Origin of the sequence: Methylobacterium sp. J-026 (genome assembly GCF_022829585.1) — a bacterium.
In the GTDB taxonomy this organism is placed as follows: Bacteria; Pseudomonadota; Alphaproteobacteria; order Rhizobiales; family Beijerinckiaceae; genus Methylobacterium.
Map to the genome: position 1 here is coordinate 1 of NZ_JAKSYC010000271.1, position 11370 is coordinate 11370.

Annotated in this window: 10 protein-coding genes and 2 pseudogenes; 6 read left to right on the forward strand and 6 right to left on the reverse strand. The window is 62.7% G+C overall.

All coding sequences use genetic code 11. The features are described from left to right. Nucleotides 1–257 (reverse strand): TolC family protein (locus MKK69_RS23125; protein ID WP_243971744.1); only part of this gene is annotated, 257 nt, incomplete at its 3' end. Between the two features lie 105 nt (nucleotides 258–362). Continuing rightward, nucleotides 363–715: pseudogene (locus tag MKK69_RS23130) on the reverse strand (DUF6502 family protein); the annotation flags it as partial. An 818-nt stretch (nucleotides 716–1533) separates the two neighbouring features. Here MKK69_RS23130 and MKK69_RS23135 point away from each other — a divergent pair. Further along, nucleotides 1534–2592 (forward strand): GSCFA domain-containing protein, encoded by a 1059-nt coding sequence (locus MKK69_RS23135; RefSeq protein WP_243971746.1) that lies wholly within the window; start codon nucleotides 1534–1536, stop codon nucleotides 2590–2592. Between the two features lie 164 nt (nucleotides 2593–2756). Next, nucleotides 2757–3440: an SGNH/GDSL hydrolase family protein gene (locus MKK69_RS23140; protein ID WP_243971748.1), complete on the forward strand. Its 684-nt coding sequence runs from the start codon at nucleotides 2757–2759 to the stop codon at nucleotides 3438–3440. Nucleotides 3441–3537: 97 nt separating this feature from the next. Here MKK69_RS23140 and MKK69_RS23145 read toward each other — a convergent pair whose 3' ends face one another. The 3 genes from MKK69_RS23145 to MKK69_RS23155 all read right to left on the reverse strand — a co-directional run bounded on the left by MKK69_RS23145 (nucleotide 3538) and on the right by MKK69_RS23155 (nucleotide 5585). Continuing rightward, nucleotides 3538–4080 (reverse strand): SGNH/GDSL hydrolase family protein, encoded by a 543-nt coding sequence (locus tag MKK69_RS23145; RefSeq protein WP_243971750.1) that lies wholly within the window; start codon nucleotides 4078–4080, stop codon nucleotides 3538–3540. A 151-nt stretch (nucleotides 4081–4231) separates the two neighbouring features. Then, nucleotides 4232–4411: a hypothetical protein gene (locus tag MKK69_RS23150; RefSeq protein WP_243971752.1), complete on the reverse strand. Its 180-nt coding sequence runs from the start codon at nucleotides 4409–4411 to the stop codon at nucleotides 4232–4234. A 127-nt stretch (nucleotides 4412–4538) separates the two neighbouring features. Next, entirely contained in the window at nucleotides 4539–5585 is a 1047-nt protein-coding gene (locus MKK69_RS23155) for a hypothetical protein (RefSeq protein ID WP_243971754.1), read from the reverse strand. A 395-nt stretch (nucleotides 5586–5980) separates the two neighbouring features. On the opposite strand from MKK69_RS23155, the gene MKK69_RS23160 reads away from it, so the two are divergent. The 4 genes from MKK69_RS23160 (at nucleotide 5981) to MKK69_RS23175 (ending at nucleotide 9941) form a co-directional block, all read left to right on the forward strand. Beyond that, nucleotides 5981–6961, forward strand: coding sequence for a WcbI family polysaccharide biosynthesis putative acetyltransferase (locus tag MKK69_RS23160; protein WP_243971756.1), 981 nt, complete (start codon nucleotides 5981–5983; stop codon nucleotides 6959–6961). Beyond that, the gene (locus MKK69_RS23165; protein WP_243971758.1) at nucleotides 6961–7749 is read left to right on the forward strand and encodes a glycosyltransferase family 2 protein; all 789 of its coding nucleotides are present in this window, start codon (nucleotides 6961–6963) and stop codon (nucleotides 7747–7749) included. The genes MKK69_RS23160 and MKK69_RS23165 overlap by 1 nt, the downstream gene beginning before the upstream one ends. Further along, nucleotides 7746–9161, forward strand: coding sequence for a DUF2142 domain-containing protein (locus MKK69_RS23170; RefSeq protein WP_243971760.1), 1416 nt, complete (start codon nucleotides 7746–7748; stop codon nucleotides 9159–9161). Before MKK69_RS23165 ends, MKK69_RS23170 begins: the two co-directional genes overlap by 4 nt. 321 nt (nucleotides 9162–9482) lie before the next feature. Beyond that, nucleotides 9483–9941 carry a hypothetical protein gene (locus tag MKK69_RS23175; RefSeq protein WP_243971762.1) on the forward strand — a complete coding sequence of 153 codons (459 nt, stop codon included), beginning with the start codon at nucleotides 9483–9485 and terminating at the stop codon, nucleotides 9939–9941. Nucleotides 9942–10037: 96 nt separating this feature from the next. Here MKK69_RS23175 and MKK69_RS23180 read toward each other — a convergent pair. Beyond that, nucleotides 10038–11038, reverse strand: a pseudogene (locus MKK69_RS23180) (DDE-type integrase/transposase/recombinase). Nucleotides 11039–11370 lie beyond the last annotated feature (332 nt).

The window sequence follows — 11370 nt, forward strand, 5'->3', positions numbered from 1 at the left end:
AGCCGGCCCCAGAAATCGACGATCTGCGCGCGCACCTGGTCGCGGACCTGATCCACCTGGATGCGGGCCTGATCGACCTGCTCCTTCGCCTGCCGGATCTGCGCGTAGGTCTGGCCGCCCTCGTAGATCGGGATGTTCAGCTTGCCGCCGACGAAACCGACGAAGTAAGCCTGGTTCGGGCCAGTCTGGTCGTAGACCTGGCTAAGCGAGCCCTGCAGGCTCAGGTTCGGGACCAGCTGGCCCTCATAAACCTTCACCTACGCTTCCGCCGCGTCGACGGAGTGAATAGCCGATACGATCTGCGAGTGCTCGCGCTGGCCGACGGCGATAGCCGAATCCAGCGAGCCCGGCACGAACCGGTCGAGCGGGCGTCCGGGCGCGAGCTGGCGCGGCTCGGCGATCCAGCGGGCGATGACCCGGCTGGTGCGCGAGACCACGGCGGGCACCGCGCTCACGGAGGCGCAGACACCGCGCAGGCGCCGCACCTCCTTGCGATGGATGCTGGTGAGCAGGGAGACACGGCTGTCGGTCTGCTCCTAACCGGTCGGGGCGAAATCGTACTCGGCTACGTTCACGTAGAGCTCTCGTAGAAGGTAGGTGAGGGCCGGAAAGGTGATGCCGTGGGCAATTAGCAGGCGCACGAACGGCAGCAGTAGCCGGGCCAACGCGCGTGCAGGGCCGCGCCCTCTCGCGATGTGTCGGCAGTCTCAGACATACCCACTCTGGTAGGAGTTTAAGCGTGGGAGGCAGCCTCACACAGTACGCAGACACACCTGTATGTGCCATTTTCTCGGTTGACGTGGGAAATTTGCACACATAAATGTTGTGGGCATATCTCCCACAACCTTCGAGGTTCCTTGCTGATGCCGCCCGCATCTTACCCCATCGTCTACCCCCCCCCCTGCCGCCGATCGCATTCAATCAAACGGCGGCACGCCGCGACCGAGCCCCTGACCTCCCGACGCGCCTGATCCGCCTCGCGTACACGCTAACGGCCCTGGCGCTGCCCGCCGTCGGCGTCTGTGTCGTGGAACTGGTCCGTCCAAACAGTGAGCTGATCGTCCCGCAACTGGTCGCCTCCACCGATTTCTCAGCGGAAATATCGGCTCCCCAACGCCTCGACGAAAGGCGGTGGGACATCGCTCAGATCGCGACTCTTGGCTCCGCCTTCGGGCGGGTGCGGCGATGATCCGGTCTTTAATCGGCTTGTCTTGCCGCGGCGGCGGCGCGTCCAGCCGTCGGCGAGCGCTTCCCGACCTAGCCCTATGCCTGATCCTCGCCGCTGCAATCGTCGGCCCGCTAACCTCGGCAGCGACGCGAGTTTCCGTGAGATCGGCGCACGATCAAAATCCGACGCTGCACCGTGCCCGATGACTTACACCCGCTGCGCCTACCGGCCGCGATCGTGCGGGCCAAATCGCGCTCGCGGAGTCGAATGCGTCCGACCACCAACGAGGGCGCCGCCCGTGCAGGTCGACCGCGGCAGCCGGTAGCGGCGCCCATCCTTTCAGCAGCATGTCACGTGAGGCCGAAATGTCGAACAACCCGTACAGGTCGCTGCCGTCGAAGCAGTTCTGGTCCAACGCCGTCACGAACGTGCCGCCTTTCGCCCTGGATCTGCGCTCCGGCGACAACTTCACCATCTCGCCCGACGACCGGGTAGCCACAGCTGGTTCCTGTTTCGCGCAGCGCGTGGCGGCGGCTCTCCATGCCTCGCAGTTCAACTACTATGTCACTGAGACCGCGCCCGCCGGCATGTCGCACGTCCAGGCTCAGGCCCTTCAATACGGCACCTATTCGGCCCGCTACGGCAATCTGTACTACACGCGACAGTTCGTGCAGCTGTTCGATCGGGCATACGGGGCCTTCGAGCCCGAACTTACGACCTGGGAGCGGGCGGACGGACGGTTCGTAGATCCGTTCCGGCCGAGGATCCAACCGGACGGCTTTGCGAGCGCAGAAGAGGTACGGGCGGCGCGCGACGCTCACTTGGCCGCTGTGCGTCGGTTGTTCGAGACGTTGGACGTCCTGGTGATCACGCTCGGTCAGACCGAGAGCTGGCGTTGGCGCGCGGATGGGGCGGTTCTACCGCTCGCCCCCGGTGTTGCGGGCGGCACCTACGACCCAGGCCGCTACGCGTTCGTCAACGTGGGCGTCGCCGAGGTCATCGACGACCTGAACGGTTTTCTGGACCGATTGTGGCGCGTCAATCCATCGGCGCGCGTCGTGATGACGGTTTCTCCCGTCGCGATGGTGGCCACTTATCTTGATCAGCACGTCATGACTTCGAATTGTTATTCCAAATCGATCTTGCGTGCCGCGGCCGGCGAAGTATGCGCTACTCACGGCGACAGGATCGTGTATTTCCCGTCCTACGACCTCATTACTGGCAGTGCGAATGCCGGGCGGTATTACGATGAGGACCAGCGCACCATCAACGATGCCGGGGTGCGCCACGTCATGCGACAGTTCCTCGGAACCTTTGCGCCGAACCGCGCCGAACCCGCGGCGCATCGAGCTCTCATTGACCTGCAGGCCGAAATCAACTGCAACGCCGCTGTAATCTGCGACGAAGAAGCCATCATACGATAGCTTCTCTCCGCCATTTTTATGTCTCAAGCCACGTCTTCTCACGGCAACGTTAAGTTATTTGACAGAATAATAAACGCAATAATATTTGAATGCATGCGTTTAAATGTCAATCTCTATCAATAATGTAAATTCGATACAGAATCCCTCAGCCACACGGAATGTTCATGAGTTGGATGACGAGTCCAGTGAAAACTTGGCGGCAGGCGCGCTTCATCCGTCGGCGCCGGATCGAACGCTTGCCGGGCATTCGCGCTACGCTCCGTGCCGCACCGAACGGCTACGTCGCCCTGGTCGGAGACTCGCACGCCGAGTTCCTAGGAACACCCGATTTCGGCGACCGAAGCTGCATCAATCTCGGAGTCGGCGGCAGCACGGCGGCCGATTGTGCACGCCACCTCGCGAGCCTGCATTCGGACGCCCGCGCCACAGCGGCCGTGCTGTTCATCGGCACCAACAATATCCTGCGCTGGCGGCACCCCGCCCGGCCGGCGGCTGCGGACCGCTTCACCGACGATGTTGACCGGATTTTGCAGACCCTTGCCGCGTGGGCGGAACGCATCTTCGTGGCGGCGGTCCCACCGATTGGCCCATGGACCACGGGGCGTGACCCAGCCGCCGTAATGGCCTTTACTGAACGCCTCCGGACGTTGACCGAGCAAGGCGGGTTTACCTTTTTCGATCCGTTCGCCGGGATCCGCGACGGCGAGACCGGTTTCGCGCTGGCGGGACTGCATCACGACGGCTTTCACATGGCCGATTATCCGGCCTGGCCGGGGAGGTGGTTCGGCTGGTCAGCCTTCGCGTCGCGCCTTCTAAGGTGCCGACGATCCGGGCCGCCTCGACCTTGACGCGGGATCGGCATCCCCGGGCGTCGAACAGGACGTTCGGCGCCGGCCGCTCGCGCACCTACCTGACCACGCCGGCCCGTTCGCTCGACGGCTGAGATCAAAGCGTGGCATCAAGGACAGAGCCGACGACCCGATCGATCTCAGCGGCGAGTGCCGCGTAGTCGTCTAGATGTATATCGTCGGACAAGAGGCCTGCCCTCACGTGGCCTCCATCGGATGCGCGAATAGCCGCAAACGGATCGAAGAAGACGTGCTGCCCTTCCGCGCAGAGTTGCTCAAGACGATCTGAAAAGGTCGCGACGGCGTCCGCGTCATGGTCCGCCGCTTCGGGGCCGAGGGGCGGCACGGCAGCGACGAAGATATGCTCGGACCAACGACTTAGGATCGCAAGGATACGCCGTACGTCGGCCTCGAACCGTCGCCCCGTGGCCGGCCGTTCCGGGCGATGGCGCCGGGCGATGTCGTTCGTCCCGATGATCAGCACCGCGGCATCGGCTCGCGCCGGTGTATCGAGGCGCGCCATCCGTTTGGCGCAACCTCGGGCGGTGAGGCCGCCGGCGGCGATATTGATGCTCGGCGGTCGACCGGCGATTTGGGGGTGTCCGATCAGAGCCGCGTGTGAGTTGCCGGCGAGCAGCACGCCCCCCTTCACAGCGGCGGCGAGGTCGATCCGAATTTGCCTCCAGCGCGCATCTGCTCGCTGTCGAAGCAAGCTTCGGTTCCGCCAGTCCTTGACTAACACGTGGACGAAAGGAGCATGCATGATCGTCCTGGCAGCGCGCGAATTATCGTCAGCGCATTTGAAAGCTGGTAAAACTCAGGTACGAGACGATCGGCGGCGCTTGGCGGACTGGGTGCTCGATTGCCAAAACCGCCATTGACCAGGCAGCCATCGCAATGATGCATAAAACATCTTTGGGACGTATGCTCGGTTCTCTATCTAGATCAATTTTTTTCTTCACATCGGCCATGCTGTGCATGAGGTCTTGAGCGAGAAAATAAGCGAAGATTTACATCTTATAAGGGCTTGGAACGACGCTTTGTTGATATATTGGTTTGCATTTTTGCTGATCTTTAGTATGGATGTCTCTCTAGAGATCAGTTACTCCAATGTTTCGCGACCGATACCTCGACCATCTTGGATATGGCGCCGTCGAAGACGAGCATCTCCTCAACCGCCTTGCTGGATCTGAGCCGCTCCGCCAGTGCCCGAACTTCCGCGGGCACTGGCGGTAAATCGGGGAGCGGCACATTGATGCCGAGACGGTCGAACAACATCGACGCGAAGGCGGGGAACTGCGCCTGGTGGCCGACGATGCCGACCCGGGCGAGGACTTCCACCGCGACGATCGAGTTGCCTGGGTCGAGACGGTCGCCTGGCATGCGCGTCCCGAGCTGGCGGGTCAGCGGATTGTAGAGCAGCCGGTAGGCGGGCTCCGGCAGCATGCGGAAGAATCGCTTGAGGCTCTTCGCGTCGGCGAAGTCGTACTCGTCCGCGAAGGACGCGGCTTCCGCGAGCGGACCCAGGCGCCAACTGCGAGCGGGGTCGGTCGCGTCGCCTGCCCGCGCCTTCAGCCAAAGCATGCGTGTCGCCATCTCGACATGCGGGTCCTTCAGCAGGATGGCTGTGATCATCAGGTCCGGCGTCATGTAGTTTTCATACCGCGGGATGGTCACGGCCCCCGACAGTAACGCCGACGGCATCGCCTTGGTCGAGAGCAGGCTGGTCATGATCTCGTCCGACAGGCGATGCACATTGAAATGGCAGTGCTGGAAATACGGGAAGAGCGCTGTCTGAAGCGCCGTCTCCGGCTCGATGCTGGTGTTGATTAGCATGGTCCGCAGCTGAACCGTCCCCTCCGGCGGCAGGCGACGGTAGATCAGCACGTTGGTGTCGGCGTCGTAGAGTTCGAGCCGTGGGATCTCGGGCAGCCCCGGCACCTCTACATCGGTGAGCACGAACGTGCATTGCCCGGTTGCGTGCCAGCCGTTGCGCTTGAACGCCTCGTCGATGACGCTGGCCGGAATCTCGGCCACGCGGCGTCCGGCGACTGATACCGCAACGCGGCTGATGGCGAGGGGATTATCCGGCACGATCCAGCCGCGGATCGAGTCGCCCTGATCGTGGTCGATGAAGAATCGCATAGTCAGACTGGGGGTTGCCGTCGGATGCTGTGTGCGGCGGGGGCGATCGCGGTCGCCGCGTGCGGCAGCGTCAGTGGTCGCAACCTCATGAGCAGCTGGGTTCGCGCGCGATTTGGAGTCCGATCCATCCGCCGGCGACCACAATGGCTGCAGCGGCACCAGTCCTGCGCCGGGATGGGATGCAACGGGGCAACATGCTCTCGGTCGTTGACGTGTGATTTTTTCCCACGTATACGATTTTTGATGGCGAAGCAACCGTCCTCATGCGCTATGGCATAAGTACTTTGTTTTTCCTGTAATCAGGCGCAAATCTCAAGTCATTGATGCCACATTTAGTGATAAAATCCCTAAAATGCCTGTCGCTTTATTCGTTCCGCTGACGTCGTCTTGAGTCGATGATGAATCTGCCAGATGTTTCCGTGATTCAGAGATTGAGATCGCTTTTCTCTGTTCGTCAGTCGCAGGGCTCACCGCGTCTACTAGTCATCGGGGGAGAGCAAAGCGCGGCCGTCGCGCATGCGATGGCGTGCATCGCACCGGAGGCGACTGTCACGTACAAGACAGCTGATGACGCGACGAAGCTTTATGCAGCGGAGCGGCTCTTAGCTGAGTTCGGCCGGCATGATTTTGTCTTCTTGAGCGCCGACCTTCCGCTGTGCCGCAACGGCGGAGCGATCGCGGGCCTGCACGGTCCCAAGGTCGCGCGCGTTCCGGTGATTACGTTCGCCGCTTTCCACCCCGATCAGGTCCGCGTCGGCTCCTATTCGCGCGTCCTGGTTACGGGCCCGATGGGACAGTCGCATTCCGCGCTCGTCCTGTTCGGCTACCTTTCTCGCCTGTCCCAGGGCGAGGTGTTGAAGCTGTTCCAACGCCGCGTCTTCGAGCGGGTTGGGTATTTCGACGCATGGGACAAGGCGGCCGAGCAGCTGCGTAAGCTCGGCGCTGAGGCTGGCTACGACCTGGAGGCATCGATCGCACGCTGGATGCGGCGTGGCTGCTTCATGCACTCGACAAATCAGATCAAGCTGCACGTCATCGTCGACCTCGCCCGAGAGCTGCTCGATCGAGGCGGGGTTTGCCATCAGCAATGCAACCTTGAGGATTACCTCTCCGGCGATCCCGGCAGAGGGGAGAGTTGGCCGGTCTATCCGGAGATCGCCGCCCATTACGGCGTTGCCGGTAGCGCCCTCTTTTTGCGGCCGGCATCGGGGCGGCGCTCGTCACGCTCGACGATGCCGCTCAACCGGTTCGTCGAGGAGAGTTTCGCCGCATACGCGCGCCTGCCTCGAACGTCATTGGTCAATCGCAGAGTCGCTCAGTGGCAGACCGACGTGGGTCTTCGGGCGGACCTCCGCCGCATAGTGGAGGAGGTGTGATGCTGCTCGGAAGGCGTATCACCGTCGTCCTCCCCGCCTACAACGCGGCTGCCACGCTCCAGCGGACCTACGCGGAGATCCCCCTGGACATCGTCGACGACATCATCCTGATCGATGATGCCAGTCACGACGAGACCGTGGCGCTCGCCCAGGCCCTCGGCATCCATACCCACCGCCATTCCTGCAACCGCGGCTACGGCGGCAACCAGAAGACCTGCTACAGGATCGCTCTAGAGCGGGGCGCCGACATCGTGGTGATGCTGCACCCGGACTACCAGTACGCGCCGCGCCTGATCACGGCCATGGCCTCGATGATCGTGTCGGGCGAATACGATGCGGTCGTGGCGTCGCGCATCCTGGGCAAGGGCGCGCTCGCCGGCGGGATGCCGATGTACAAGTACATCGCTAACCGCTGCCTGACCCTCGTGCAGAACTGGCTGATGGGTCAGAAGATATCCGAATATCACTCCGGCTACCGTGCCTGGAGCCGGGTGGTTCTGGAGTTCGTTCCGCTCCAGGCTTGCTCGGACGACTTTGTGTTCGACAACCAGATGCTCGCCCAGGCGATGCATGCCGGCTTCCGGATCGGCGAGATCTCCTGTCCGACACGCTACTTCGACGACGCCTCCTCGATCGACTTCGAGCGCAGCTGCGTCTACGGCCTCGGCGTGCTCCGGACTGCGATAGCTTACCGCCTGCACCGTCTCGGACTGCAAGAGGCGCCGCTGTTCACGCCGATCTCCGCATCCCGGGATGCGCCGCCTCGGCGGCCGCATGCGCAGCCTTGACCCTACCGTTCGTCGGAGGGGGCCGGTTCTGGTGCCTGTCCTTCCTGTGCCTCGGCCTGCCGGTCTCCGTCGCGCTGGCGCTGATCGTTCCGCTGGGCGAGGTCGCCGACGAGGCCGGGCACCTCGCCCGTGCGGCCGCGCTCGCCCAGGGACAATGGGTCGGGCATCGCGCGAACGTGCCTTACGCCGACGGCACCGTCCATCGGGTGGCGGGGGTAACGCTCGACTCCCAGTGGGACCGCCTCGCTCGCAGCCGACCGCTAGATTTCGGTGGCACCCTGGCGCCGAGCGATACCGCAGGGAGCGACGGAAATATTTTCATACCGCTTCACACTATCGCGACCTATCCGCCCCTCCTCTACGCCCCCGGTGCGCTCGGTCTGTCGGTCGGAGACGCGTTTGACCTCGATCCCGCAACGACGGCTCGGCTCGGACGGCTCGCGAACATCGTCGCATATATGGTTTTGGGCCTCGCAGCCCTAGCTTATGCCACCCGCGGGCGGGCCGCCCTATTCGCGCTCCTCTGCCTGCCGATGTCGCTCTCGCTCGCGGCATCGTTTAGCCAGGACGGGCTGATAATCGCGCTGGCAGCCCTCGCCGCAGCCCTGCTCACCCCGTGGTCCATGACGGAGCAGGGCGCGCGGTGCCGCCTGTTTGGGGCAGCTCTGGCCATAACCGCGATCGTGTGGGCGAAGCCACCATACGCGCCGATCGCCGCGATGTTGCTGATTTCGCTGCCGCTGGCTCGGCGGGATGGCCGCTTCTATAGGCGCCGGCTGTCCTTAATGGCTCTGACCGTGATACCCGCACTCCTGTGGACTGTGATTGCCACTGTGTTCGTAGCAGCACCGGTGCCGCGTCCCACCTACGAGGCAGGTCCCCTCTGGTCTTCGACTCATCCGGCACTGTTCAACAGCACCGATCCGACAGCACAAGCGCGGGTGCTCGTGTCGGCCCCTCTGCGCTTCATCACTGTACCGGCAAAGTTCGTATTCAACCTGAAACACTTGATCGTGCTCGCGGAGGGGATGGTCGGCATCTTCGGCTGGTACGATCAGCCTCTACCCGGGGCGCTTTACGTACTGTGGGGCTGCTCGCTTTTTATACCGTTGCTCATCCCCTACCGCGAGCCTTTACCTTCATGGTCTGAACGTATCTTACTGGTGGCGTCAGTCATATTCTGCTGCTGGTTGATCGTGGTATCCCAATATCTATCCTGGACGAACGTCGGTGAGGAACGGGTGTACGGGCCCCAAGGGCGATACCTGCTGCCGTTGGTCCCCTTGCTGATACTTGCCTTTGCCAGGAGGCGGACCGGACGGGGCCCCGCACCTGACAGATTTACATATCTTCCGATCGTAGCCGCGATGATCGATGTCCTCGCCGTGCCTGCATTTTACCTTAGATTTTGAATAATTTGTTTGTGATTGGTATGCACCCATTTAATGACTGACTATTACAGTAAATCTGCAATGATATGCACCGAACGGAGCAGCAGACCCTGACGCGAGCGTGCGTCGTGCCGTTGCCGGGCCGGATCAACCGGCGTGAGGCGATCCGCGGCCGTTTGCTTGGGCCGGACCGGGATCCGAAGGTTGCCAACGGTCGATCAGGACAGCGTCACGATTGCCCGGCACGCCTCAATGACGGCGGCTCGAGCGATGACACAAACACGAATTGTAGTACGCGGTAGAACGTGCTGGCCGTACGCCAACATTTTGCGAGCAGGCGGAGTGACGACACGCGTCTCGAAGAAGTGGCGGTCGCTCCACGCCTGTGCCTGCGCATGGCTGACGATCCTGTCTGGTTGCGGTGGAGCGTTGATGCCGGGCATTCAGGTAGGCTTGGACGAAGGCGGCAGCACGTTCGGCTTCGACTCGCTGCCCTTCGAGATCCGAAGGGAGGACGGGCTTCTGCTCAAGGGTCACGCGTCGGTGCGTCTCCTACGCATCACCTTTTACACTCAGGATGCGAAGAGGCTTGTCGCGTGCAGTGGCGGTTTCACGCTCGATAGTGCGCATGCGCCTGTGTCTCTGAGTGTGGATTGCACTGGAACCACAATCATGCCTGGGACCGTGACGACGGCACGGGCCGATCGAGGCGAAGGGACGTTCAGTGAGCCGAATGGGCGTATCGCGACGTTCCGCTACGGCGCGTTGCTGGCTGAGGGTCCGTCCGAGAAGTCAGGCTGATCGGGTGAGACGTCCGACGAGGGTCATGACGGCCGCGGCATAGAGGAAGGCTTCAGCCGAGGCGAGAACTGCAACTGCAACTTGTGCTGAAGGTGATCACCTTCGACTGCTGCGGCTGTCTGGATGTAAGCCCTTCTTGGCGTCTGCAACAATGCGGAGGGCGCGATTGATGAGTGTAGAACTGGGCGGTTTTTAGGTGGAATCTGCAAGTGCGGGATCAGCTTCGAGATGCTGGCGCAGCGCCATCTCGGGCGAGAGACCGTTGAACGCGCTCTGACGGCGAACCTTGTAGGCCGCGTTGAAGCCGAGCAGCACGATTTCCAGGTCGGCGTGGCTGTAGAGCGTGATGCCCAGCACCTCCCGCTGCGCCCGGCCGTTGAAGCGCTCGACCATGCCATTGGTCTTCGGCGTGTAGGGGCGCGTCGTGCCATGCTGCACCCCGTGCCGCTCACAGGCGGCCTTGAAAGCCTCGACCGCGAAGCAGGATCCCCGATCGGTGAGCACGTGAGTGACCCGGAAGGGGAAGGCGTCGAGCGCGTTCGTGAGGAAGGCCCGCGCCGAGGCCAGGGTCTCGTCATCCTTGACCGCGAGGTGCACGTAGCGGGTGGCGCGGTCGATTGCGACGTACAGGTAGTGCTTGCGCGTGGTGCCGTCGCGAACACGCAGTTTAGGCAGGTGCTTCACGTCGAAGTGGACGAAACCAACCTCGTAGTCCTTGGAGGTGCCATGCGGCTTACGGGCCTAATCGGCGGTCGGCAACCGGTTGAGGCCCTACGCTCTGAGGATGCCGCAGACGGCGTGCCGGTTTAGGTGCGGCAGGAAGTGGCTGACGACGAAGGTCATCGCGTCGAGGGGAAGCCGGTGGACCGGCGGAGCGCGCACACGATGGCGCGCACCTCATCGCTGGCGCGCGAGGGCAGCTTATGGGATTGCGCCGAGCGATCCTGACACGCATCGGGGCCGCAGTTGCGCCATTTGGGGATGGTCTCGGTGGAGACACCGTAGCGCTTGGCCAGCACGTTTGAGCTCTCGGGCGAGCGGGCAATCTCGGCGCGGACAGCCCGGGTGGTGCGGGCCTGGGGATGGATGGCGAGCATCAACGAGCCCTGCTTGCAACACGGCGGCGCACGCCTTCGAACCGCCAAGCGTATGCTTTCATCGCCCAACGTGCCACCTTTCAACGACGTTCCGCAACCAGACAGCTAAGTAGTAAACCTGCTAAACAAGTTGACAATAAGACTAAAATCCTATAAGTGTATGGCGGGCGATGCGAAGCTGCTCAAAGCCTGAGGCCATGATGATTCGACCACCGCCGCCACGAAAGCGATCGCACCGCGACCTGCGGCCGAGCTCTTCATCGAGCCTCACCCGCCCATCCACACCGAGCAAGGGGTCCCATCCGGGGCCCCTTTCGCATTTCAGGAGCATG

What these genes read in the sequence shown, in the direction of transcription:
- MKK69_RS23135 (WP_243971746.1), top strand. Translation starts at nt 1,534, where the DNA reads ATGTCGAACAACCCGTACAGGTCGCTGCCGTCGAAGCAGTTCTGGTCC.
- MKK69_RS23140 (WP_243971748.1), top strand. Translation starts at nt 2,757, where the DNA reads ATGAGTTGGATGACGAGTCCAGTGAAAACTTGGCGGCAGGCGCGCTTC.
- MKK69_RS23165 (WP_243971758.1), top strand. Translation starts at nt 6,961, where the DNA reads ATGCTGCTCGGAAGGCGTATCACCGTCGTCCTCCCCGCCTACAACGCG.
- MKK69_RS23155 (WP_243971754.1), bottom strand. Translation starts at nt 5,585, where the DNA reads ATGCGATTCTTCATCGACCACGATCAGGGCGACTCGATCCGCGGCTGG.
- MKK69_RS23160 (WP_243971756.1), top strand. Translation starts at nt 5,981, where the DNA reads ATGATGAATCTGCCAGATGTTTCCGTGATTCAGAGATTGAGATCGCTT.
- MKK69_RS23150 (WP_243971752.1), bottom strand. Translation starts at nt 4,411, where the DNA reads ATGGCCGATGTGAAGAAAAAAATTGATCTAGATAGAGAACCGAGCATA.